The organism is Chitinophaga sp. RAB17, assembly GCF_052114225.1.
Classification (GTDB): domain Bacteria; phylum Bacteroidota; class Bacteroidia; order Chitinophagales; family Chitinophagaceae; genus Chitinophaga.
Genome location: NZ_JBFREI010000003.1, coordinates 59,412 through 85,984 on the forward strand (window position 1 = coordinate 59,412; position 26,573 = coordinate 85,984).

The 26,573-nt window shown below is 44.0% G+C and carries 16 protein-coding genes; 3 read left to right on the top strand and 13 right to left on the bottom strand.

Translation table 11 applies throughout. From position 1 onward, the window contains the following. Window positions 1–10: 10 nt before the first annotated feature. The 7 genes from AB4Z08_RS12140 to AB4Z08_RS12170 form a co-directional block, all read right to left on the bottom strand. Window positions 11–3,481, bottom strand: coding sequence for a SusC/RagA family TonB-linked outer membrane protein (locus tag AB4Z08_RS12140; RefSeq protein WP_441574007.1), 3,471 nt, complete (start codon window positions 3,479–3,481; stop codon window positions 11–13). 137 nt (window positions 3,482–3,618) lie between these two features. Continuing rightward, complete coding sequence (locus AB4Z08_RS12145; protein WP_441574008.1) at window positions 3,619–4,728, bottom strand: FecR family protein; 1,110 nt, start codon at window positions 4,726–4,728, stop codon at window positions 3,619–3,621. Between the two features lie 51 nt (window positions 4,729–4,779). Then, window positions 4,780–5,376: an RNA polymerase sigma factor gene (locus AB4Z08_RS12150; RefSeq protein WP_441574009.1), complete on the bottom strand. Its 597-nt coding sequence runs from the start codon at window positions 5,374–5,376 to the stop codon at window positions 4,780–4,782. A 168-nt stretch (window positions 5,377–5,544) separates the two neighbouring features. Further along, on the bottom strand, window positions 5,545–8,082 hold the full coding sequence (locus AB4Z08_RS12155; RefSeq protein WP_441574010.1) for a DNA gyrase/topoisomerase IV subunit A: 2,538 nt from the start codon (window positions 8,080–8,082) through the stop codon (window positions 5,545–5,547). 17 nt (window positions 8,083–8,099) lie between these two features. Next, window positions 8,100–8,504, bottom strand: a complete 405-nt coding sequence (locus AB4Z08_RS12160) for a hypothetical protein (RefSeq protein ID WP_441574011.1) — start codon at window positions 8,502–8,504, stop codon at window positions 8,100–8,102. After that, window positions 8,501–9,403 carry a DUF1835 domain-containing protein gene (locus AB4Z08_RS12165; RefSeq protein ID WP_441574012.1) on the bottom strand — a complete coding sequence of 301 codons (903 nt, stop codon included), beginning with the start codon at window positions 9,401–9,403 and terminating at the stop codon, window positions 8,501–8,503. The genes AB4Z08_RS12160 and AB4Z08_RS12165 overlap by 4 nt, the downstream gene beginning before the upstream one ends. 98 nt (window positions 9,404–9,501) lie before the next feature. After that, window positions 9,502–11,409, bottom strand: coding sequence for a DNA topoisomerase IV subunit B (locus tag AB4Z08_RS12170; protein ID WP_441574013.1), 1,908 nt, complete (start codon window positions 11,407–11,409; stop codon window positions 9,502–9,504). Between the two features lie 336 nt (window positions 11,410–11,745). Here AB4Z08_RS12170 and AB4Z08_RS12175 point away from each other — a divergent pair, with 336 nt between their 5' ends. Continuing rightward, window positions 11,746–11,895, top strand: coding sequence for a hypothetical protein (locus tag AB4Z08_RS12175; protein ID WP_441574014.1), 150 nt, complete (start codon window positions 11,746–11,748; stop codon window positions 11,893–11,895). Window positions 11,896–12,231: 336 nt separating this feature from the next. Here the strand turns inward: AB4Z08_RS12175 and AB4Z08_RS12180 are convergent, their stop codons facing one another. Next, the gene (locus tag AB4Z08_RS12180; RefSeq protein WP_079468073.1) at window positions 12,232–12,900 is read right to left on the bottom strand and encodes a response regulator transcription factor; all 669 of its coding nucleotides are present in this window, start codon (window positions 12,898–12,900) and stop codon (window positions 12,232–12,234) included. Window positions 12,901–12,947: 47 nt separating this feature from the next. Beyond that, window positions 12,948–16,049 (bottom strand): ATP-binding protein, encoded by a 3,102-nt coding sequence (locus AB4Z08_RS12185; RefSeq protein WP_441574015.1) that lies wholly within the window; start codon window positions 16,047–16,049, stop codon window positions 12,948–12,950. A gap of 146 nt (window positions 16,050–16,195) precedes the next feature. Here AB4Z08_RS12185 and AB4Z08_RS12190 point away from each other — a divergent pair, with 146 nt between their 5' ends. Both AB4Z08_RS12190 and AB4Z08_RS12195 read left to right on the top strand, forming a co-directional pair. Continuing rightward, on the top strand, window positions 16,196–17,299 hold the full coding sequence (locus tag AB4Z08_RS12190; RefSeq protein WP_441574016.1) for a WD40/YVTN/BNR-like repeat-containing protein: 1,104 nt from the start codon (window positions 16,196–16,198) through the stop codon (window positions 17,297–17,299). 237 nt (window positions 17,300–17,536) lie between these two features. After that, the gene (locus tag AB4Z08_RS12195) at window positions 17,537–19,939 is read left to right on the top strand and encodes a glycoside hydrolase family 31 protein (protein WP_441574017.1); all 2,403 of its coding nucleotides are present in this window, start codon (window positions 17,537–17,539) and stop codon (window positions 19,937–19,939) included. 668 nt (window positions 19,940–20,607) lie between these two features. Here the strand turns inward: AB4Z08_RS12195 and AB4Z08_RS12200 are convergent. From AB4Z08_RS12200 to AB4Z08_RS12215, 4 genes are all read right to left on the bottom strand, one after another. Next, complete coding sequence (locus tag AB4Z08_RS12200; RefSeq protein ID WP_441574018.1) at window positions 20,608–21,210, bottom strand: toxin-antitoxin system YwqK family antitoxin; 603 nt, start codon at window positions 21,208–21,210, stop codon at window positions 20,608–20,610. A gap of 96 nt (window positions 21,211–21,306) precedes the next feature. After that, on the bottom strand, window positions 21,307–22,215 hold the full coding sequence (locus AB4Z08_RS12205) for a DUF4382 domain-containing protein (RefSeq protein WP_441574019.1): 909 nt from the start codon (window positions 22,213–22,215) through the stop codon (window positions 21,307–21,309). A gap of 314 nt (window positions 22,216–22,529) precedes the next feature. Then, complete coding sequence (gene glgB / locus AB4Z08_RS12210) at window positions 22,530–24,464, bottom strand: 1,4-alpha-glucan branching protein GlgB (protein WP_441574020.1); 1,935 nt, start codon at window positions 24,462–24,464, stop codon at window positions 22,530–22,532. A 247-nt stretch (window positions 24,465–24,711) separates the two neighbouring features. Further along, window positions 24,712–26,517 (bottom strand): DEAD/DEAH box helicase, encoded by a 1,806-nt coding sequence (locus AB4Z08_RS12215; RefSeq protein ID WP_441574021.1) that lies wholly within the window; start codon window positions 26,515–26,517, stop codon window positions 24,712–24,714. Window positions 26,518–26,573: the final 56 nt, after the last annotated feature.

The window sequence follows — 26,573 nt, forward strand, 5'->3', positions numbered from 1 at the left end:
CTTTTACAGGTTAAAAAGTGATATCCAGTCCTGCCGCAAATGTTTTACTAAAAGGATAAACGCGGCCGTTAGCGTCCGTTCTTACCAGGTTAGGATCACTGGAAAGCTGCTCCGGGTCCAGGTATTTGCTCTGCAGCTTGCTGATCGTAAGCAGGTTTTCACCACTGAAATAAATCCGGCAACGGGTCAGTTTAATCCGCTTCATCAATGACTCCGGAAGAGAATAACCTACAATCAGGCTTTTCAAACGGATGTAGGCCAGGTCCTGCAGATATTTATCATTATTTTCTTTCAGCGAACCGTTATCATTGAGGGCAATGTATCCTCTCAACCGCGGAAAGTAGGCATTCGGATTTTCAGGACTCCATAACTTATCTGCAAAATCTGTTGGAATAAAAGACATATAAGGACGTGAAAAAGGACCCCAGAATTTATCCGCATTGTTTCCCGGATACCAGTTCTGACGGCCTACTCCCTGGAAGAAGAAACTAAAATCTATTCCATTCCAGTCTGCTCCTCCCCTGATACCAAACGTATACCTGGGCAAAGAATTACCAATAACTTTTAGATCACCATGATCTGCCAGGGTATTCTTTCCTTTGTTGATAGTATTATCTCCATTCAGATCTACGAACTTCAGATCACCGGCGCGGAGCTTGCCCCATTCACCCGGCGCTGAAAAAATGTTGTTGCCCACTTGTGTCTGATCTACTTTCCAGTCTGCCGCTTCTTTGTCTGACTGGAAATAGCCTGCAATACTATAGCCCCAGATATCGCCCAGCTGCTGGCCTGCGTAGTAATCACTTAAAATGCTGTTGGGGTTATCAAACCGTGTAATCGAAGCCTTAAAATCACCTACGTTAAAACCAAGATTATAATTAAATGGTTTACCCGCTACCTGCAAGGCACTACGCCAGTCCACGTTTACTTCCCAACCCTGGGAACGAAGATCTGCTGCGTTCTGTTTAGGCTCTCCTGCGCCAAAAACAGCGGGTAAGGTCATACCTTTGGTGAGCATATCTTTCGTATTACGTACATACCAGTCGAAAGTAACATTCAACCTGCTGCGCAAAAAGCTCATATCCGCTCCGAAATTGGTAGAGTTCACCTTTTCCCAGGTAAGATCCGGAGAAATCGGAGTTGGCAGGGTTACATACTGCGTACGTTTACCTTCCGTGATATAATCTATTGTTCCCATACCCATAATAGGGATATAAGGATAGTAGTTATTGCGCACATCCTGGTTCCCTAAGGCGCCGTAAGAAACGCGCCACTTAATATCGTTGACCACATTCCTAACCGGCTTAAAAAATGCTTCCTCACTCATGCGCCAGCCGGCTGAAACAGAAGGGAAAAAGCCAAAACGTTTACTGGAGGGGAAACGGGAAGAGCCATCGTAACGCCCGTTAAATTCCACCAAATACTTATCAGCGTAACTATAGGCAGCACGTCCAAAGGTACCCAGCAGGGCCAGCTCCTGGTTATTACTATTTACGGTAGCATCACCGGTACCCAGCGCTACTTCATTCAGGTCTTCTGACAACAGGTCTTTCCTTCCGGAATACAGCATTTTATATCGCTGCAACTCCTGGTTAATGCCCGCGGTGAGATTAATCGCATGTTTACCGAAATGTTTACTGTAGTTACCATACAGGTTGGCGACATGCACCAGGCGACTATCGTCCTGCTGCCATAACTCATCATTATTAACATAGCTGATTATACCAGGGAAAATAGACCATGGAGACGCTGTTTGCCGGTGATAGCTGTTGCCATTTGCTACGGTCAGCGTATAGTTGGCATTAATATTAAAATCCGGCGTGATTTTGAAGATAGCCCCTACCGTGTTCACCAGCTCTGTTTGCTTCATCGCACCTTTGCTTTTACCATGGAGAAGGTCCGCATAAATACCATCACCAATGGTATAGTTGTTTAGTTCTGTACGATAAGTGGCAGTACCATCAGGGTTTACAGGTACATATGACGGTAACGCATGTACGCTTACAGATACGAAATTACCATTCACGGTACTGCCCGGATACGTATAGTCGTAGGCGTTAAATTGCGTATTGCTGGTTAACGTCAGCCAGGGCTTCACCTGCGCTTCAATTTTAGCCCGGAAATTATAGGAATTATAAATATCCTGTTGAATGCGCATCATACCTTTCTTCTGATATACCCGCCCTGATACCATATAATTTACTTTCTCAGTACCACCACTAATATTCAGGCTATGCTCCAGGGAAGGCATCTGGTCGCGGAACATGGTATGCCACCAGTCGGTATTACCATAGTATACGTACATATCTTTCCCTTTACGGTTCTGTATTACTACAGAAGGCAGGGTGTGATCTGTTTTTCTTTTCAGCAATTCGGCATAGTCTTCATCTGTATAACCAGTATAGGTTTTTCCCAGTGAAATTTTAAATGCCTGATCATTCAGCATGGCCGCATCATAACCACTGGTCACAAAATCGGTACGACTGGTATTACCTGCCCAGGCATAATTGGTGCCGTAACTGATCTGCATTTTACCGGACTTCCCCTTTTTAGTGGTCAGTAGTATCACACCAAAAGCGCCACGGGCACCATATATAGCTGCCGATGAGGCATCTTTCAAAACGGTTACAGATTCAATATCCCTTGGATTTACAGTATTGATATCTCCCGGAATACCATCAATCAGCACCAGCGGCGCTCCACCAGAGATAGAAGTAAAGCCACGGATATTAAGGGTAGCATTGCCCCCCGGACGACCGTCACCAAAGTTTACATTCAGATTTGGAATAGCGCCCTGCAATGCCTGTCCTACATTGGCTATGGGTCTGCTTTCAATTACACTGGCATCTATCTGGCTGACTGCCCCGGTGAGGTTGACTTTCTTTTGGGTACCATATCCTACCACCACCACGTCATTAATTTTCGCGCTACTACTTTGCAGCGATATTGTAAGAAATGCATCATTGGCGATCACCACTTCTTTGGTAGTATATCCCACATAAGAAATAACAAGTATATCACCTGGCTTTACGGTCGCCAGCGTAAAGCCTCCTGCTCCGTTCGTAACCATTCCTCTTTTCGTTCCTTTCAGGAAAACGGTAACACCTGGCAGCGGCTCCCGGCTTGCGCCATCTATTACCTTTCCTTTGAGTCCGAATTCCTGTTCATCTTTAGGATATATGACCAATAAGTCATTTACCGCACGATAAGACAATGTGGTAGGCGCCAGCAAAGAGTCCAGCAGGTCATCTGCGAAACGCCCCATGGCCTCCAGTGAATCCATACGGTAGTTATCTGCCTCTTTAGCATCATAAACCAGTCGTAAATGTGTTTGACGGGCTATCTGCTTTAAGATGGTATTCAGATTTGTGCCGGTTACTTTCAGGGAGATGTTCTTTTTTAAACTCTGCCCCTCCAGGCTTTTAGCCCATAAAGACAAACTTGCTACGGCAAAACAGGCTGTCAGCAGACTTAGGCGCATAAGATAACGGATTGTAGAATTGCTTACTACATTTTTCATAAATTTGAACAGTTTTTATGTTGAATTAAAAACACGCTGCCTCATCCGGTAATTAGCGTTACGGAAGGATTTGACAGCAAAACAAGTGACCGGTTATGTTAGCGCATAACCGGTTTTTTTATAGATGCATAGATGAAATACTCATTGTTCTTTTTCTCGTACGACAGGCGGTGTACAAGGCATAATGCGTCCAATACGGCTGTTAATGTATGACTCCTGGTAAAATCACCTGAAACGCGATACTGCTGCAATGCCGGCATTGTCAGCCGGATATGCACCTGGTAGCGGTTTTCGAGTGCTTCTACCACTTCTTTCATGCTGTTCTGATGAAATACCAGCGCTCCATCCCACCAGGAAGTGGTGATGTTGGCAGGTTGGAAAAAAGTGCGCACGTTATTGTTGCTGGTATTTATTTCAATGCCCTGCTCCGGCAGCAATAAACGGCTGCTATCGGGAGGACTATCCAGGTTGGTGGCAACCTTTACCTTTCCGGATTTCACTACAATTTTCACCGCACCTACACTGTTGGTAATGCGAATATTAAAAGAGGTCCCCAAAACAGTAGTGGCAGTTTTATTGGCATATACCACAAAGGGATGCCCTGTATTTTTCTTCACGTCAAAGAATGCTTCTCCGGCGTCCAGGAATACTTCGCGGGCACTTTTATCAAAGGGCATATTATAATACAAACTGCCGGATCGGTTGAGCATCACCACTGAACTATCAGGCAATACTACTTTACGGATAGCATGAGTAGCTTCCACCCTCACCCGGTATTGTATTACCGGTGATGGCTCGTTTACTGCTATGGGCGCTCGTTTGGCTGTAGTACTATGCCAGTAATAGAATAAAGACAGGCTCCCAATACAGAATATAACAGCCACGGCTATACGCTGAATCCATGGTATTAAACGTCTTTCTTTTGTTATGGATGTTTGTTCTTCCGGCTGTTGCAGATACCCCTGATTCTGGAAACCTCCCTGATCCGGCACCGGGATTTCATCCCTGCCAGACTCCTGTACATGGCCGTTGTGCTGCCGCAAATGCTGCAACATATCTGTCCGGACCGTTTCCAGTTCAGCCGCTGTAAGGTCTACCGGATTATCTTCCGTAGCGGCGAGCCATGCTTCAATCATGGCCTGATCTATGGCGCTGGCTTCTCCTTTCAGATAGCGTTCAACAATACTTTTGAATTCGGATGTACTCATGCTATAGTGAAGCAACAAAATCAGGCAAGTAGTACCATCTTTGAATGTTAACTAAATGTTAAGGAAATAAATGATCCCAGGAAAGAGCAGCGGGATCACGGTAGCCTCTTTTAAATGCATACGCAGGCGTAGCAAGGCTTTAGATAATTGGTTTTTCACGGTTTGCTCAGACAAACCCAGTTGTTGCGCTATTTCTGCAATAGATTTATGCTGCTGCCGGCTCAACAAATAGATTTCCTTCATTTTGGCGGGCAAATGATTCACTGCAATTGACAAAGCATGCTGCAATTCCTTTTCACTTAATAAGTCCACCGTAGTAGCGCCTTCTACCGGCAAAGGCATTAAATCCATTGCTTCGCTCCCGGAAGTCTTCCTGGCCTGCGCTATTTTTTTCAATAACTCATATCGCACTGCGGTAAAGAGATAGGTACGCAACGACGCAGTTAATTGCAGGGTACTTCTTCGTTTCCACAGGTTAATAAAAACGTCCTGCACTGCATCTTTAGATTCCTCCTTATTCTTCAGCCGCTTATAGGCGAAAAGAAAAAGCGGTTGCCAATACCGGTTATACAATACTTCATACGCAGCTCCATCATCAGCTGCAACAAGTTGTAATAGTTCGGTTTCGGCTAAGTTTTCGTATTTCATTCCAGCAATAAAAATATGGACAGGCGCAAATTAAACATCCCTATTAAGATACTGTTTTATTTAATTGTTAAGAGAAAATATACGGGGAAATAAAGACCTGTTCTTCCCGGCACAAAAAAAGGCGGATAGCTACTGCTATCCGCCTCATATATTTATCCGACCAGATGATTAGAACAATTCGCCCTGTCCACCTGCCGGGCCTTCTTCATTTGGATCCGGATCTTCATCTTCAGACAATAATTCCGCACTAATCAGATCATCACCTGCAATCCTTGTTCCTACTGCTTTCCAGCCGGTTACTTCCACAAACTCGGAGAGGTCTATTTCCTCTTCTTCCGGACTCCGCTTCTTGCCGGTTTTCAGCAATACTATGGGTTGTGTGTGTGTGGTTACCATCTCCAGGTAGTTGGACACGCCTTCTTTAATGAAGAGGAATTTATTATTCAATGTTTGCGTTTCAATCCTGAAACGTTTTACATTAAACTGCTTTTTATCTGCATCAAAATAAATGGCGGTCACCGTTTTTTCCGGGTTAAATTTCTCAATGTATACTACATCACCGGATTCGTAGCGATTGGTAAGATCATAGTTGGTGAGCTCGTAGCTACCATTCTTAAAGGCAACAAAAATTTTGTCTTCCCCTTCAAATGCACCGATATATACGCCACGCTCCTCCGTATTCAAACGACCGGTTTCAGTATCATACCAGATCTTTTGCCCCGCCAGTGTAGATACGCCTTTCTCTTTGAATTTCACGCCACGGATCGGATACTTTGTGACCACGTTACCCATGGAACTACGTCCCTTGATAGCAATGGTTTCGAAAAACAGGTCAAATTCCTTGTTACGTGCGCTACAGTTAGGACTGAGTTTGATCGTTACTATTTCTGCTTCTCCATTAGGATTGGAAGAGAAATACTGCACCTTGGAGTTTTTCTCTCCTTTATGTGCCAGCTCGTATTCTTTGTCGCGGGTAACTCCCGTTACATTGAACCGCTTGGCATAACTCACTCCCGTTTTACCTTCTACATAAATCATGTTGTAGGTAGTACGTTCATCATTTTTACGGAATATATCCACATGAATGATATCCTTACCCACAAAGGTTTTATCGGCTACTTTCGTTACCAGCATTTTACCGTCCCGGCGGAATACGATGATGCTATCGAGGTCAGAACAATCTGCCACAAACTCGTCTTTCTTCAGGGAGGTACCAATGAAACCATCTGCACGGTTCACATATATTTTGGTATTGGCAATCGCTACCTGAGCTACCTGTATGGTATCAAAAGTTTTGATAACTGTTTTACGTTCACGGCCTTTACCATATTTCTTCAGCAGGTTATCATAGTAAGCAACGGTGTAATCTACCAGGTTGGCCAGGTGATTCTTTACTTCCTTGATTTCTGCTTCAATACTTTTGATCTGTTCATTCAGTTCATTGATATCGAGGCGATAAATTCTACGTACAGGCTTCTCCGTTAATTTCACAATATCTTCGCGGGTAATTTCACGCTTCAATTGCTTCTTGTACGGATTAAATCCTTTATCAATAGCCACCAGTACTGCTTCCCAGTCTTTGTGTTTCTGCTCCAGTTCCTTGTAGATCCCTTTTTCGAAGAAAATCTTTTCCAGGGAGGTATAGTGCCATTTTTCCTGTAGTTCTGACAGCTTGATTTCCAGTTCCTGTTTCAGCAGGTCTTTGGTATACTCAGCGGAAGATTTCAGCAAATCAGAAGCCGTGAGGAATTGTGGCTTATCATTTACAATTACGCAGGCATTCGGAGAGATAGATATTTCACAATCAGTAAATGCATACAATGCATCGATAGTAATATCCGGAGAAATACCTGGTGCCAGCTGCACTTCAATTTCCACTTCAGCGGCAGTATTATCCACCACTTTCTTAACCTTGATTTTGCCGCTGTCATTTGCTTTCACAATAGACTCCATCAGCTGGGTAGTGGTGATACCATGAGGCACATCCTTTATCAGCAGGGTCTTTTTATCTTTCTCTTCAATATGCGCACGTACACGTACTTTACCGCCACGTTTGCCATCGTTATAGCTGGCTACATCCACCATACCACCGGTCGTAAAATCGGGGAACAGTTCAAACTTTTTGCCCCGGAGATACTTCACAGAAGCATCTATCAGTTCTATAAAGTTGTGTGGCAATATTTTGGTAGATAAACCTACGGCGATACCTTCTGCTCCCTGCGCCAGTAGCAGCGGGAACTTCATAGGTAATGCGAGCGGTTCATTTTTACGGCCATCGTAGCTGAGCTGCCAGGAAGTCGTTTTAGGATTAAATGCTACGTCCAGTGCAAACTTCGACAAGCGCGCCTCAATGTACCGGGCCGCCGCCGCATCATCACCTGTTCTTACATCCCCCCAGTTACCCTGTGTTTCAATAAGCAGATCCTTTTGCCCGAGGTTCACAATAGCATCGCTGATGGAAGCATCCCCGTGCGGGTGATACTGCATCGTTTGCCCGATGACGTTAGCCACTTTATTAAAACGGCCATCATCCATTTCTTTCATGGCGTGCAGGATACGACGCTGTACGGGCTTCAACCCATCTTCCATACTGGGCACTGCCCGCTCCAGGATTACATAAGAAGCGTAATCCAGGAACCAGCTCTCATACATGCCTCCAACGTGGATGACATTGTGCAGAGATTCGTCTGATGTTTTATTTTCCATGTCCATGTATAATACACTTACGGTTTTACGTTAATCATTTTTTCAAAATCCTCCCTCCATATACGTACACTGTCCTTTTGTACATCTTCCAGAGAGTTTAATTCAATAAAGCAACAATCAGTAACAGCAATCAGTTGATGCCATACATTCACCGGCACTTCTACCCTGGCCGGTGCAGTTACTTCCGTTATCACTATTTCGTTTCCTCCCAGCGGGCACCAGTGAATGGCTGCCTTGCCGGCAAAAAGATACAGTACTTCCGGGTTCTTATTGTCACTTTTACCCTCATGGTAATGCTGACCGCTACTGCTACCTGCATTACGGTAACATACCAGGAAATCTCCTGTGCGGTTGCAATTCCAGAAATAACCGCTGCCGCGGTCATCTGCTCCCAACAGGTCAAGGGATGTTACCTTTATCATAGGGTAGTTGGATTTTCAGTGTTGTCCTTACCCGCTGCGTTATCTGTACTTTCTCCAGGTAACTTCACTTCAAAATCACGGATGGTTTTCAGTTCTCCCCTGCTTTCCAGTTTACCTTCACGGATCAGCTCTTTCAGCCGCCAACCCAGGAATTGGTCCATCACAGGGTATTTCAGTTTACCGGTTACCTGTTGTACAATCCGCCATGCTTTCACAAATTCTTTTCCACTCTGCGTTTGCAGCTCTTTATCGTAAAACAGGGTAGGCTCTCCTTTTATCTTTTTACCGCCTTCCAGTAAACGGATACCGGCGTTTTCATTCATCAGGCGATGCCATTCATCTCCATCCAGCTCGTATTCTGCCAATGAAATTGGGCGCGCCAGTTTCTTAGCCTTCAGGAATTCCTTGGGCAATATCTGGTGCAGATGAGTAGGATAAAACACGGCTCCCTTCTCATTGAGGAAAGGCAGGTTGTTGAGGTAGATAATATGTATGCGTCCTGCAAAATCATACAACTGACTCACCAGCCAGTAATAGCCGCATACATCCCGGGCATTTTGTCCTGCCCAGATCCATACTTCCTGTTCGGGGTCTTCCTTCAGCTGTGCTTTCAGGGTATTGAAGCGGTCAGCATCTTCAGGATCCTCATCAGTGCCAGGCGCTGCTACAGGTGCCGGCTCCTCCTCCGCAGGTGTTGGTAGTGGTGATATCCCCGCCAGCTGTTGCCAGAACTGTTTACGTCCGGCCCTGCCCTCTTTGGTGTCCAGTATGAACAAAGGTCCAACCGACAGATCATCTTCAAAACAAAGAATATCTCCGCTCATTTTCTCATCCATCGCGACCGCTTCACCCAGCACAGGAACCGAAGACTGACCAAAAACAATGTGTATTAAGCCCATACTTTGAAATTAATTACGAATTTCAAATGACGAATTACGACTATACCCAAAGATCTTCGCGAATAATCGTAATTCATGATTCTCAATTCGTAATTCTTTTATACTGTTTCTTCAACTAAATCCTTTTCATACCGCAGGTTATTAATGATAAACTCCTGGCGGGTCTGGGTATTTTTACCCATATAATATTCCAGCAACTTCTGGACATGAATATCTTTCGATAAAATGATCGGCTCAATACGAATATCTTCTCCGATGAAACGGCCAAATTCGTCAGGAGAAATTTCTCCCAAACCTTTAAAGCGGGTGATCTCCGGTTTGTTGCCCAGTTTCTTCACTGCTTTTTGCTTCTCCTCTTCTGTATAGCAGTAAATAGTCTGTTGCTTGTTACGAACACGGAACAACGGTGTTTCCAGGATATATACGTGCCCGTTCTTCACCAGGTCGGGGAAGAACTGCAGGAAGAAAGTCAGCAGTAGTAAACGGATGTGCATTCCATCTACGTCGGCATCGGTAGCCACCACAATGTTATTGTAGCGCAGTCCTTCCATCCCTTCTTCGATATTCAGCGCATGTTGCAGCAGGTTGAATTCTTCGTTTTCGTATACGATCTTTTTAGTAAGACCATAGCTGTTCAGTGGTTTACCACGCAAACTGAATACCGCCTGGGTTTCCACATTGCGGGATTTGGTAATGGAACCACTGGCAGAGTCACCTTCTGTAATAAAGATGGTTGAATCCAAACGGCGGGCTTCCTGTTCTGCTCTATCTTTTCCGGTGAGCTCATCGTTCAGGTGTAAACGGCAGTCACGCAGCTTTTTGTTATGAAGATTCGCTTTCTTGGCTCTTTCGTTGGCCAGCTTCTTAATCCCTGCCAGCTCTTTGCGCTCACGCTCACTTTGTTCAATACGTTTCTTCAGCGCCTCTGCAATAGCCGGATTGCGGTGCAGATAATCATCCAGGTGCTTGGACATGAATTCCAGTACAAACGCCTTTACAGAAGGACCGCCTTCAGAAATTACCTGGGATCCGAGTTTGGTTTTCGTCTGTGATTCAAATACCGGCTCCTGCACACGAATGGAAACAGCGGCACAAATAGAGGCCCTGATATCAGTGGCTTCATAATCCTTTTTATAAAAGTCGCGCACTGTTTTCACAAATGCCTCGCGGAAAGCCGCCAGGTGCGTACCACCCTGAGTAGTATGCTGCCCGTTCACAAATGAATAGTACTCTTCTCCGTACTGACTTTCATGCGTGATGGCTACTTCAATATCTTCTCCTTTCAAATGAATGATCGGATAGCGAAGATCTTCTTCATTGGTTTTACGCTGCAACAGGTCCAGCAAACCATTCTTTGAAATATATTTCTTTCCGTTAAAGCTAACAGTCAGACCTGCATTCAAAAAGCAATAGTTCCAGATCTGGTTCTCGAGGAATTCCGGTATAAAGCGATAGTTTTTAAATACAGTATCATCAGGTGTAAAAGTTACCAGGGTGCCATTGGGCTCTGTGGTAGCAGTTTCCTTATGTTCTTTTGTGAGTACTCCTCTTTCGAATTCGGCCACTTTCATGCGACCGTCACGAACGGATTGTACGCGGAAATAGCTGGACAATGCATTCACTGCTTTGGTACCCACCCCGTTCAATCCCACTGATTTCTGAAAAGCCTTGCTGTCGTATTTGGCACCGGTATTAATCTTACTCACTACATCCACCACTTTTCCCAATGGAATGCCCCTTCCAAAATCACGGATGGTGACATGATGTTCTGTAACCTTGATATCCACCTGTTTACCAAAGCCCATGGTATGCTCATCGATACAGTTATCTGTTACCTCTTTGAGCAGGATATAAATACCATCATCCATGCTTGATCCATCTCCCAGCTTACCGATGTACATACCAGGCCGGAGGCGGATATGCTCCCGCCAGTCCAACGACCGTATGGAGTCTTCCGTATAGGAAGCAAATAGATCTTTGTTATCCGTTTTGTCCGTGTTTGCCATAATATATTAAAATTTCCTAAATACTATTGTTTCGTGGGTTAATCAATGATCTGCAAGGATACTAAATCTTTTAGCAAAATCAGATTGCTGGCAAAAATAAAGGATTCATTGAATCATCCCAAGTATAAGTTATGCACTATGCTTACATTATTGAAATCCAATAAATTAAGACTTATGAAAATTGTATTTTTGGGAGATTTTCACCTATTCAGGGTATTTTCCGGGGAGATCACATGAAAATGGTATAAAAAAAATTTATGTGAAATTAAACTTATATCAATAAAATAATTATATTTACATAAGTCAACTTTTAAGAGATATCCTAACCTAATCCTTATGAAAATACTATTTCTAATCCTGCTATCAGCAGTTATTCTGGTAGCGCTCGCAGCTACCTACTTCATCAAAAAAGAACAGGATAATCGTATCGGCAACAAATTTCTCACCCTTATCCGGAAATTTGATTCGTGGCAAATGATGCGATAATCAACTTATTACAACTTTACAAACGGCTTTACAACAATATTTACAACTAGTCACATCAGCCTGGCAATAGCCATCAGGGAATATTATGTCTTATACTTAAATGTATCAACCTATTAACCGTATAATCCCTATCCTATGAAAACTGGTTTATTATTTAAACTCGCCTGCTTACTGATTGCTGCTGTTGTGTTAAGTGTACATCTGCTTCGAAGAAGCATAAGGCAAAAAGCATAAAGCAAAAAGCTATTGAAGCGAATGATAAAATACATAATTATATAATGATTATCATTCGCTTCAATAGCTTTTTGCTTTATGCTTTTTGCCTTATGCTCTTCGTCATCTGTTGTAATACTTATTCACTGCATCCGTACGGCTCCGTACATGCAGCTTTTCGTAGATGTTGTGTACATGTCGTCTTACCGTTTCAATACTGATAAACAGATTGCTGGCAATTTCCTTGTACAGATATCCTTTGGAAAGTTGATCCAGGATTTCTTTTTCGCGGGTAGTTAATGCTTCGAGTGCAGGATTGGGTTTTGCCTGTTTCTGGAAAAACGCTACCACCCTTCTGGCTATTTGCGAACTCATCGGAGAACCGCCATCGTATAAATCACGAATGGCTTCAAGTAATTCACCCGGAGATGTTTTCTTAAGAATATATCCACTCGCACCGGCTTCCAACGCCATGAAGATCTTATCATCATCTTCATAAACAGTCAGCATCATAAATTGCATGTCGGGATGTTCCCGTTTCAACTGCGCAATACATTCAATACCATTCATACCACCCGGCAGATTGAAATCCATCAGCACTACATTTGGCATCAATTGAGGGATCTGTTCTACTGCGGTTTCTGCATTATTAAAAGTCCCTACACAGGCATAACCGTCAGAACCATTAATCAGCAATTCCATAGCCGTGCGGATATCATGATTATCTTCTACTATCGCAATAGTGATAGTGTCCATGTTATCCTGGGACTTCTTCTTTGAGTATACCGTCATGTTTAAAGGAATTATAACACTTAAATGTTATTAAAAACAAATGTATGTCAATTTAGTGGGATATCGAGAAAAACTATTGTTCCATTGTTCGAGGAAATATCCGCATTACCCCCTACAGATATCATTCTCTTCTGAATATTTTTCAGGCCATTACCGAATAATCTTACTTTCTCCTGGTCAAATCCTTTTCCATTGTCCTTAATCATTATTGTCATGTTCTTATGCATCTTCACTTCTACAATCACCTCTGTTGCTTTGGCATGCTTCACCACATTATGCAATGATTCCTTTACTGCCAGATAAATATTCCTCCTGGTACCACCACTCAGCTTAATATTAGGAATACTTTCGGGAATATAAAACTGATGTGTAATATGCGCATGCTCTAAAAACTCTGCAGCAAAACTTCTCATATAGGCGATAAGGTTAGCCAGTGAATCATTGGAAGAACTCATCGCCCAGATGATCTCACTCATTTTATCTACCATCTCCCCCGCTGTTTCGGAAATACGTTCCACTTCCCGCGTTTGTGAAGGATCCTGTATTTTTCGCTTCGCCACTTCGCTCAATAAACGGATAGTTGATAATCCCGAACCAAGGTCGTCATGCATATCACTGGAAATACGCGCCCGCTCCTGGTCTACGGCCTGCTCTTTCTCCAGTTTTAATTTCTCATGCCGTATTTTATAATCCAGGTAAAGCGTAGAGAAATAATAGGCAATACCCAATAACAGCAACAGCAACAAAAACCGAAACCACAGTGACTGCCAGAATGGAATCCTGATCACAATCTCCAACGTGGTAGGAATCGTGCTCCAGATATCATCATTATTAGAACCTCTTACTTTAAAAGTATAACTGCCCGGATGCAGATTAGTATAACGGGCCATCCTGAAAGTCCCCGCCTGTACCCAGTCTTCATCCGCTCCTTCCAGTTTATACTGCACTTTGTTCTTTAATGGATTGGTGTATTCCAGCGGTACAAATTCTATCGCAATCGTATTCTGGTTGTAAGGCAACTCTACTTTCTTCAGCAGCGAAATGGCCGTATCCGATTCATAAGGCTTATCCAGCACTTCCATGCGCCGTATGATCACTTTGGCATTAGAGAGGTTATCCCGGAAATTTTTAGGATAAAATCCATTCACCCCACGGATCCCACCAAAAAATAATTCGCCGTCAATAGATTTATAAAAGGCCCCTGTATTAAATTCGTTCGACTGTAAGCCATCTTCGTAATTATAGGTAGTGATCTCTCCTGATAACGGATTAATCTGCGATAACCCCTTATTGTGGCTCACCCAGATTCTATCTTTATCGTCCAGCAACACGCCGTACATGTAATCGTTGATCAGTTTCGGATTGTCGTAACTGTTATAATGCTGCTTGATACGGCCGGCCTCATCTATAATAAACAATCCTTTGTTAGTGGCTACCAGCAACTCTTTATGGGCATTCTTATTAATAGATTTCACCGTGGTACCCGATGGTAGTGGTACTGACTTCCAACGGGAATCCGATTTGTTTTTTGCATACAGCGAAGATTTCGTACCCACGTACTGGTTACCCATAAAATCTTCATAGTAAGTAGTCAGTAATTCATCCGCAAAATTATGGACCACCGATACTTCATACCCTTTATTAGTATCATCAAACAACAGGAGATAACCGCCGTAGTTGAAGTACAGTTCACCATTGGTACGCTTAAAGAGGAAAGGCCATGGATCCCGCTGCATTGGCAGTCCCAGCGCAGTTACTTTACTGGTGAGGTCCAGGAAAGATTTGGTTTGCACATTAAACAAACCGATGTGCATGTTGGCAAAATGCAGCCATAAATGATCCGCATTTTCACGACAAATGGCGCCCAGGTCATTGGCCGGAAATTTACCGGGATATAATTCATTGGAAATACGTTCCAGGAATTTGCCACCATCTCCATAAATATTCAATCCATCGCGCATGAGGCCCACATAGAGTTTGCCGTCATCATGCTTATACACTGCCTGCACCATATTATGTGTGATGTAGGGAGACCTGTACAGATTAAATACCTTTTTATGAGGAGAATATTTTTTCAGACCATCACCATCTGTGCCTACCCACATATTATCGGAGATATCGCGATAGAGATAAGAAACATTGTTGAAGGACCTGGTTTCAAACGTATTAAAACTGACGATATGCCGCAGAATTTCGTTGCGGGTAATACTGTAGATGAGTACACCATCATTCCCTCCTATCCATACATTTCCAAACTGGTCTACTTCCGATACAGCAGGAATAAAGGGTTCTCCTTTTTCATTCCGCATATCAAAAGTCAGATCGCTGAACTTATTGCGTTGTTTATTGAAGATGGTAATATGCCCCGAGCTCACAATGATCATAGAGTCTTTGTTCAGATTGCGGATCACTGGTTGATTACCCACCCCTGGCAGGCAATAGGTAGCCAGCCGTAGATTTTTAATATTCAGTGAAAACAATTCTCCGGGTTCTCCATTCATCCAGATGGTATTACCATCTTTCATCACGGCTGTAGGCAACACTCCTTTTTGCCGGAACTGTGGTGGATAGAGGATAATGCGCCTGATAGCGTAGGTGGTATTATCCAATACATACAGTCCCTTCATGGGCCGCCACACCCACAATGAATTGGTAGCGGTATCCTCCCCCAGTATCGTAAACTTCACATTATTGTCGCGTTCCTGCGCATTAACATTAGAAGTGTCTTCCAGTAAGGTGCGGAAATTATTACGATACTTATCATACACACTGATCCCGTTGTTATGGGCCAGCAACATCTGTTGACGACTATCTTTATAAAAAGTAAAACCTTTATATCCTTTGAGATCAAACCGGTTGATCACCGCCCGGTTGCCGGTAGAACCACGGGGTACCAGTTCCCCTTTGCCTTCTCCGGCTTTGTAGAGTGTACTTGGTTTATACCGGTATTCATTAAAGGTATAACCATCAAAACGATTGATGCCATCCCGGGTGGCAATCCACATAAATCCCTGGTCATCCCGCGTAATATCGAAGACAGTGCTTTGTGAAAGTCCTTCATTAACACTATAGCTGTCGAAAATGTATGGCTTATCCTGTGCATGCAATATCCCGGGGAGAAGCCCCCATAAGCAACATAGGACGAACATTTTTAAGCGATGCGGTTGATGCACTATGATTATGTTATTGAAGTAAGCAGGTTAGGTAATCTGCAAATATATAAATCTGTACCACACTTTGTAGCAATTTTGTAATTTTCTTGCTGGTAACAGATTGAAAATAAATGATATGCTTTATGAATTCAGTTAGAACAAATCCGGGCTTAATAGCCTTAGATACTTTACAGTGGCTGTTTATCGCTGGCGGACGCAGGCGCACTGCCGGGCTGTTGGCCATGATATGCTTTTATTTAGGATATACTGCTTTACCGGCAACTGCCCAGAAAAAGGAAACAGCATACCAGATAAACGTCATTACATCTGCGCCAGCGAAAAGTATCCGTGGCCTCAGTGTGGTAACGGATGATATTATATGGGCTTCAGGTACAGAAGGTCAGGTAGGTAAAAGTACAGATGGCGGTGCTCACTGGCAATGGACGGTGGTACCAGGTTGCGATAGCTGCGACTGGCGCTCGTTATATGCATTTGATGCCCGTAAAGCGATTGTATTAAATGCCGGTGCTCCCGCACTTATCTTTTTAACCGAAGATGGAGGCACTTCGTGGAAGCAGGTTTACTACGATAACCGCCCGGGTATTTTCTTCGATGTCATACAGTTTTTTAATGACCAGGAAGGAATTGCCATCGGTGACCCATTGGATAATAAATTTACTGTCATTCGTACACACAATGGTGGCCGCTCCTGGGAAAGAGATGCCACAGCTACATTGCCTGCTGCCGCCGCCGGAGAGGCGATCTTTGCCGCCAGCGGAACCAGCCTGGTCACATTACCCGGAAAGAAAGTGTATTTTGCCACCGGCGGAAATGTGGCACGGCTTTTTGTATCCGGTAGTAACTGGCAAGCCTATACGATTCCGGTAGTACAGGGAAGCAGCACCACAGGCGCATTTTCCATTGCCTTCCGGGATGCCGCCACCGGCATTGCTGTAGGAGGCGACTATAAAGTGGATACCGCCAGAAAAGGCAACTGTATGCTTACCAGCAATGGCGGGCGAAACTGGTACGCTCCGGTTACCCCTCCAGGTGGATACAAATCCGGAGTGGCCTACATCTCCCCCAAAATACTAATAGCTACCGGTACGTCCGGCACGGACATTTCGGAAGATGGCGGCAAAAACTGGAAAAAAGTGGGCGATGGATTTAATGTAGTAGCCAGAGCCCGAAAAGGAACGAAAGTATACCTGGCCCGAAAAGATATCGCGGTATTGGGTAACCACTAATAAAAAGGTGCTCCTGGAAAGGTGCACCTACTAAAATAGGTTAAAGCAAAAAGTAAATTTATTAATATGAAGTTAATAAGTAATTTAATCACTTTACGTTATTTTTTGCGAACCACTGAATTTAAAGGGTAAACGCAGAAATATCAGCATCTAACGCGAATTGACTATAACTACTCTGAATTTTTATGTAATTTAAGACCATGGTAACGCATTACCAGGCATCCAGAAAAAGAGATTATGCAAGTTGAAACCTCGTCAAGTAAATACGGCGCCAAGCACTATCCCGACAGTATCAGGGAATGGAAAAAAGAAGGTAATTATTTTTGTTTTTATACTACAGAAACAATTCTCGAAATAAGGGTCATTGCCGATAAGATCATTCGCTTCAGATACGCTGCTGACGGCACTTTTCAAAGGGACTTCTCCTACGCCACCAGCGATACACTCGAGGAATCACCTATATCATTCGGTATCAAGGAATGGGAAGAAACTTTTGAAATATATACAGATGCCCTCCGGGTATTTATAGCCCGTGATAACCTGCGTATCACGATTTCTGATAAGGAAGGCAAAGTAATTAACCAGGACGAAATGGGTTTCCACTGGCAGCACTACCTGTTGAAAGGCGGTAAAATTCAGTACTGCAGCAAACTGGTGCAGGAAGGAGAATGCTTTTACGGATTGGGAGATAAGCCTACGGAACTGAATCTGCGGGGCAAACGCCTGGAAAACTACGGTACAGATGCCTACGGCTATCAGAAAGATACGGATCCGCTTTACCGCAATATCCCTTTCTATTATGGACTGCATCATGGTATCGGCTATGGTATCTTCTTCGATAATACCTTCCGTACCATCTTCGATTTTGGTAAAGAAAGAGAAGACGCCTGCAGCTTCTGGGCACGTGGTGGCGAAATGAACTACTATTTCATTTACGGTCCGGACCTGCTGGAAGTAGCTGAGTCCTATACCAAAATTACCGGGACGCCGGAACTACCTCCCCTGTGGGCCCTTGGATATCACCAATGCCGCTGGAGCTATTACCCTGATACCAGGGTGAAAGAAATTGCCAAAGAGTTCAGAACACGTGGTATCCCCTGTGATGTCATCTACCTGGATATCGACTATATGGATGGCTTCCGCTGTTTTACGTGGAATAAAGAATGGTTCCCCGATCCGGCAGGATTGATAAAGGAGCTGGCTGCAGAAGGCTTCAAAGTAGTGGTGATCATTGACCCGGGTATTAAAGTGGATCCCGATTATGCCGTATATAAAGAAGGCATGAAAAACAATTACTTCTGTAAACGGGCAGACGGCGCCCTGATGGAAGGCGATGTATGGCCGGGCAAATGTGTATTTCCCGATTATACCAATCCTGAAGTACGTGAATGGTGGAGCAGCCTGTTCAAAAGTCTGGCTGAAATCGGTGTACGCGGCGTTTGGAATGATATGAACGAGCCTGCTGTTTTTGAAATGGGCTCTTTCCCTGAAGATGTGCGCCACGACTATGATGGAGAAGAAGTAAGTCACCGAAAGGCACATAATATATATGGTCACCTGATGAGCAAGGCTACGGCTGCCGGTATGAAAAAATACCTGATGCCTAATCGTTCCTTCCTCATTACCCGCTCCTGCTATTCCGGTGCCCAGCGCTGGTCCTCCGTATGGACCGGTGACAATGTATCCAGCTGGGAACACCTCTGGCTGGCCAGCGTGCAATGCCAGCGTTTAGCCGTTTCCGGTATTTCATTTACGGGTAGCGACATTGGCGGTTTCATCGGTGAGCCTGATGGAGAACTCTATACCCGCTGGATTCAGCTGGCAGTATTTCATCCGTTGATGCGTACACACTCCGCCAGCAATGAAACCGGGTTTAACCAGGAACCCTGGAGCTTTGGAACCGAGTATGAAAAAGTAGTGACTAAGTTTATTAAGCTGAGATACAAGCTGCTTCCTTATTTATATACCACCTTCTGGCAGTATGCAAACCAGGGTACACCTATGCTCCGCCCGCTGGCCTTTGTGGCGCAACAGGATGCGGCTACCCACAACTGTTCCCACGAGTTTATGTTTGGTGACGCGTTGCTGCTCAGCCATGTGAGCGAAAAAGGAATGAAAGAAAAAGCAGTATACCTGCCCGCAGGTAACTGGTATTATTTCTGGAATGATCTTAAATATACCGGCGCCCAGGAGGTAACAGTGAATACACCGCTGGATGAAATGCCCCTGTTTGTAAAAGCGGGTGCGGTGCTGCCGCAGTACCCCGATATGCAGTACACGCAGCAAACACCGGTAACGGAAATGCTGTTGCATGTATATTATGGAGAACAGGAGGTGAAGAGTGTGCTGTATGAAGATGCAGGAGATCATTATGGCTACAAAAACGGACAATATAATGTGATCCGCTTCAAGCAACATTCCACGCCGCAGCAGTTCCATCTCAGAAAGCAGTTTTATGTTAATTATGAAACGTCCTATAAAAACCATCGTATTATCGTACATGGTTTACCGTTTCAACCTGCGTCGTTGCTGGTAGACGGGCAATCCGTGGCGTTATTGCCTGAAAATCTGTTGGCAGATAATACCGTGTCATTTGTGGTACCAAGAAGCTTTGAAGAAATTAAGATAAGTAAGGACTAAAGTGGAAAAAAGAAAAGGCACTTCAGATAGAGATCTCGCGCCGGTTTCATAACCTATGCCAACTTTAGAGATACTAAATTAGATGCTTAATCTGAGTGTACAAAATGTCTGATGCCTTGAAAGGCATAATGAACAAAATGAATAACTTGTTAACGTTGAATTAAGAGTGTCTGACGAACATTAAAAAATAAAATCGCTGGTAACGACTTACTGTAAAGAGTTACAGCATAGAAAATCAATTTAGCAAGCATAACCGGAAGGGCATAAAGCGTAAGGCGCAAAGATGATTTATCACCTTTGCGCCTTACGCTTTTGTGTGTTGATGATTGCAACACGTATTGATTGCTTATGCTTAGTAAAAAATAGAAAGAAATATAATTGATGTCAGTGCACAAAACACTAAAAAGATAAAAACTGCTCTAAACAAAATCTCCATCTTGTCGGTCGTGGTATAATCAATTCCATGCAATTCTTGCGGATTCTCCCCGTGGTTGATAATCAGGCTTTTCATACAAACAAATAATTAAAAGGATTAAACAATAAAAATCATTGTAGACTTGGGGTTCCAGAAGATCAACATCCTATAATGAAATTACAGAAAAAAAGCTAAAATGGACAAATCTTTTTGTTCATTTTAGCTTTTTTTCTGTTCATTTTTATTCCTGTGTTTATCCTTTCTTTTTATGCTTTCCTGCATTTTCATGCGGTAGCTGTAAAACTGCTTTTTTAACAGCAGGTTGCTCTTCCGTAGTACTATCTCCCAACTCGCCGGCAGTAACGGTTTCACCTCGTTTGTAGTATTCCTTTACGGCCTTCCCCGTTTCCTCATCATACAATTTCCAGACACCATTGCGCACTGAATTTCCTTTACGGATAATTTCTGTGGGTGTTTCTGCATTCGTTACCGGATCAATGATCATAATCGTATCCCGCTGCCCTTCTATCTCAGTAGAAATAAACGCACCCTCCTCGCTCGGCTTTCCATTTGAATAATAGTACTTACAATAACCATCAAGTACATTATTCTTATACGTTTCTTCCGCTATCAGGTTGCCAATGGAAGTAGTCTTCTTCCATACCCCCTCTTTACGGTCATTCTTGTAAGTCCCCTCCCAGGTATATCCCGGTTCTCCCCTGACCTCTCCCACTTCCTCCACCCAGTATCCCTGCTTACGGTGTTGCTGATCACGTTGATTGGATTTAACCTGTGCAAAACTGCTGCTGATCATTATAATTTGCAGCAGCATATATAAAAATCCCTTTTGTATCATCTTTGTTTCTTTAGCACAAGTTAAATATTTTATACATATAATTGAAAATCCGGACAGTGATATCTGCTATTAACGCATCACCGTCCGGATTAATTGTTATTTATGCAGTTTGATATCTCCTACCTTCGTATCCTTACCGCGTTCTACTTTCACCCCGGTAATAGTAGTGTCCTTGTAACCATTAGAGGCATTCACAAATATATTCCAGTCGCCTACTTTCAGACCACGCACTTTATAATCACCATTTCTCCACGGCAATGCATATAATGTGTCCTTATTGCTGTTGTAAACAGACAGCACAGGATACGCATCCCATGGTGTTACCCGGCCGGAAAGACTACCCATCTTCAGAATGGTAAATACATTGATGTAAGGTCTCAGAATGAACTGTCCGTTCCAGGTTCTGATAATAGAACGCTGTATATCAAAGTCCAGCCACAATTGCAGATCATCCGTACTCAGCTGGTCCCATTCATTATGACGCACTCTTACAATAATCTTTGATTGACCAGATACGGACTTCAACGGATAAGTAACCCCGTCTTTTACCAGTGAGTTCTGGGTACCTACCGTGATACGGATGCGTTCCATTGTTCCTTTGTGTACATTACCACCGGCCAGTAAAGTATCTGCCCCGTTACGCAGGGTCAGCAGATCATAAATGCCCGGATGAATACCCAATGAATCCCATAACTGGCAGGTATCAGGTTTGGGAGTCCTGTCGTGATCATGATCCTCATCCCACCAACATCTGTCTTTGTCATCCCATCCATCATCATCTGTTTTACCACATGTATCTACCAGCACTTCCACTTTACGGATATCCAGTAATACCTTGTCAAAATAACCTGGATCATCGGAAAGAAAGAGACTCACCTTTTGCTGATTAGGTGGAATATTGGAGACGGAAGCTGAATTATCCTTTTTACAGGCTTCCATCATAGTAAAGGCAACAATTGCTGCCATCACTAAACCAAGCCCCGGCTTACGGAGAAAGTTTTTCATAAATGAATGGTTTTAAGTGTCTAATAAAAGTATGATTCGATTCGATCTGGCTGAAAGTTCACGTCCTGTATAAAACGCCTTATACCTGGCATTATTGCTGTTCCGGAACAGTCCGGATAATAGATGGTGCGAAGTGCGGAAAGTTTAAAGCGAACAAAAAATTAGCCAAAAAAAATGGGCCAGTCTCTGTGAGACCGGCCCTTATCTGGCATTAATTTTTTCAGCAACATAAATAGTATACTTAGCTGACCATTGATGGGTAAAGCATTTACGAAGACAATGCCCTCAAACCAATACCCCGTCTCTCAGTAATATTATTGCAGCTTCAATATCGTTGCACCCAATGGTGGCAAACGTAAAGAAAGCGTATAGTCTCTACCGTTATAGATCTGCTGCGTTGTTTTTAAGATACCTGTATTCACTACACCACTACCATAATACTTCGGCGCATCACTGTTGAGGACTTCTTCCCACTCTCCTCCTACAGGCAATCCTACCAGGTAATTCTCCCGCACTACCGGCGTCATGTTCAACACCACCAGCAACACATCTCCCTGCTCTTTTCCTTTTCGCACATAGGCGATCACACAATTATCATAATCATTCACGGTAATCCACTCAAATCCGGCCGCATCAAATTGCTGCTCATACAAAGCGGTAGCATTGACATACAGCTGATTGAGATCTGTTACAAATGCCTTCAACCCCTTATGCGTGGTATGCTGCATCAGGTGCCAGTCCAGCTCACCACGGTAATTCCATTCCGAAGTCTGCCCAAACTCATCTCCCATAAACAGCAACTTGGTACCAGGATGCGTATACATATAACTATACAACAGGCGGAGATTGGCGAACTTCTGCCAGTCATCACCGGGCATTTTATATAGCATCGGCGACTTCCCATGCACTACCTCATCATGACTCAGCGGCAGCATAAAGTTCTCGCCAAAGGCATACACCAAACTAAACGTCAGATCATTCTGATACCATTTACGATGTATCGGATCCTTTTTAAAATAGTCCAGCGTATCATTCATCCAGCCCATCATCCATTTCATACCAAAGCCCAGTCCTCCCATAAACGTAGGCCTGGACACGCCATAATGCGATGTAGAGTCTTCCGCAATGGTCTGAACATCCGGAAACAGGGCATAGATCGTTTCATTCATTTTCTTCAGGAAACTGATGGCTTCCAGATTTTCATTTCCACCCAGTTCATTCGGCACCCAGGCGCCTTTTTCACGGGAATAATCCAGGTGTATCATGGAAGCAATCGCATCTACCCGCAAACCATCTGCATGGAAACGGTCGAACCAAAACACCGCATTACTCAGCAAAAAAGATCTTACCTCGTTACGCGCATAATTAAAAATATAGCTGTTCCAATCCGGATGATAACCCTTACGCATATCCGCATATTCATACACATGCGATCCGTCAAAACGATATAACCCATGCGCATCATACGGAAAATGTGAAGGTACCCAATCCAGTATCACCCCGATATCTGCCAGGTGGAATGCTTCCACCATTTCCATGAAATCCTGTGGTGTACCATGCCTGGAAGTAGGCGCAAAATAACCGGTCAGCTGATAGCCCCAGGAACCATCAAAAGGATGTTCCATCACCGGCATCAGCTCCACATGGGTAAAGCCCATTTCCTTTACGTAAGGCACCAGCATGTCAGCAATCTCCTGGTAAGAATAAACACGCTCAGGATCCGAAGGGTCCGGACGACGCCAGGAGCCCAGGTGTACTTCATATACGGCAAATGGACTGTCCAACGAATTACGCTTCGCCCGCTGACTCATCCACTTCTTATCATCCCACTCATAATCCAGCGGATATACCACAGAAGCCGTTTTAGGACGCACTTCCCAGTAATTCGCATAAGGATCTCCCTTAATCAACTCTTCCCCACTATGAGACCTGATAAAATATTTATAGAGAGAACCGGCTTTTACGCCAGGTACAAAACCTTCCCAGATACCGGAGCTATCCCAGCGGGGCAGCAAGGTGTGACTATAGTGGTCCCACCCGTTAAAATCACCCATCACTGCTACAAATGCAGCATCCGGCGCCCATACGGCGAAATAGGTCCCGTTAGCACCTTCCAATTCCATAGGGTGTGCACCAAACTTTTCGTATAGCCGGTAATGTGATCCGGCCTGGAAGAGGGTAATATCACTGGAAGAAAATAGGGAAAACGGTTCAACATACTGTAAAGCGCGATTAGTATCTCCGATCATAGTAACGTGTGAATTGGATGTCTAGATAAACAAGGTAGTTAAATTTTGGGAAAATGGCAGATACCGGGAAACAGTTATTTAAAAAGAAAAGAGGCTACCCGGTACTTGGGCAGCCTCTTTAATGGCTCACTGTTCCTGCAGATACTCCCATTTAAATAAATCAAACGAGCCAATTGTCCATAAAATAAAAAAGCGCCTCAGTATTACTGAGACGCCTTTTTCTATATCGCTACTCCGTTAAACCGGATTAGTATTTCTTTTTGTACGGAGGTTTACCACCGCTGCCGAAAGACTCGCGTCTGTCGCCACCACCGGTACGGCTACCGCCTGGACGGCTGCTACCACCTTCAGAACTCCAGCTTCTTTTACGCGGACCATCTTCTCTGCGTGGACCACGATCTCCACCACCGCCACCAGTGCGTGGGCGTCTGTCGCCATCCTGAGACATTTCTATCCTTACGCTGCGGCCGTTGTATTCCACTTTCTTGAAAGCTTCTGTTACCTTAGGCAATTCTTCATTCTCTACTTCAAAGAAAGAATAAACGCCTTTCAGATCAATACGACCGATTTTATTACCACGTAAGCCAGTGTTGTCGCACAGGTAACGGAGCATATCGCCACGGTTGAAATCATCTACTGAACCCAGGTTGATGAATAAACGGGTGAATTTGCCATCGCTTCTGCGTGGACCTCTGTCGTCTCCAAGGGTACCTGCACGTCTGTCGTCTTTTGCATTCAAATCAGGTGCATCCTGGTAGTATTCCAGGAACTGGTTGAATTCGAGAGAAGCAAAACGTTTGATCAGGTCTTCCTTGGTCATAGATGCAAACTCTTCGTTGATGCGCTCCATGTAAGGTTCAATCTGTTCTTCGTTTACGACTACGTTATGTACTTTATGTACCAGGCCAAACAGTTGTTTTTCACAAACTGCGAAACCATCCGGTACTTCTGCTTTTACAAATTTCTTACCCAGTACTCTTTCGATCTGGCGGATTTTTCCGGTATCACGTGCGCTGATGATAGCAATAGAGATACCTGATTTACCTGCTCTACCGGTACGACCACTTCTGTGGGTGTAGTTTTCTACGTCATCCGGTAAATCGTAGTTGATTACGTGTGTAACGTTATCCACGTCGATACCGCGGGCTGCCACATCAGTAGCTACCAGCACCTGCAGTGCTCTTTCGCGGAAACGCTTCATTACTTTATCACGCTGCTGCTGCGTCAGGTCACCATGCAATGCATCTGCATTATAGCCATCCTTAATCAGTGATTCAGCAATTTCCTGTGATTCAATTTTGGTACGGGTAAAGATGATACCAAAAATTTCAGGGTTGAAATCCACGATACGTTTCAGGGCCGCATATTTTTCACGCGGACGAACGATGTAGTATTCGTGTTCTATATTAACATTACCGCTGTTTTTGCTACCAACAGTCAGTTCAAACGGATCTTCCATGTATTTCTTGGCGATACGACGAACTTCCTGCGGCATTGTTGCAGAAAACAACCAGGTAGTTTTACTATCCGGTGTGTTAGACAAGATACTGTTGATGTCTTCCTGGAATCCCATGTTCAGCATTTCATCTGCTTCATCAAGGATAGCGTAACGCACGTTATCAAAATTAACGGCACCACGTTCTATAATATCCAGTAAACGACCTGGAGTGGCCACTACAACGTGAACACCTCTTTTCAGTTCCCGCAATTGTTGTACAATGCTGGAACCACCATATACCGCTACGATGCTAACATCGCCGAGATATTTACTAAAATTTTTCAGATCACTTGTGATCTGAAGACACAGTTCACGAGTAGGACATAAAATCAGACTCTGTGGTTTATTAATTTTCAGATCCAGTTGCTGCAGCAAAGGCAGGCCAAATGCAGCAGTCTTACCGGTGCCCGTCTGGGCAAGACCTACGAAATCGCGGTCACCTCCTAACAATACTGGTATTGCCTGTTCCTGGATGGGAGTTGGGGAAACGAAGCCCAGGTCCGTAATTCCCTTTAAGATAGGCTCTTGTAAGCCCAGTGATTCAAATGTAGTCATTGATTTGCATTAATCAAGCTCCGTCGGGAGCTGTGGATATAGCTTTTAGCGATTAG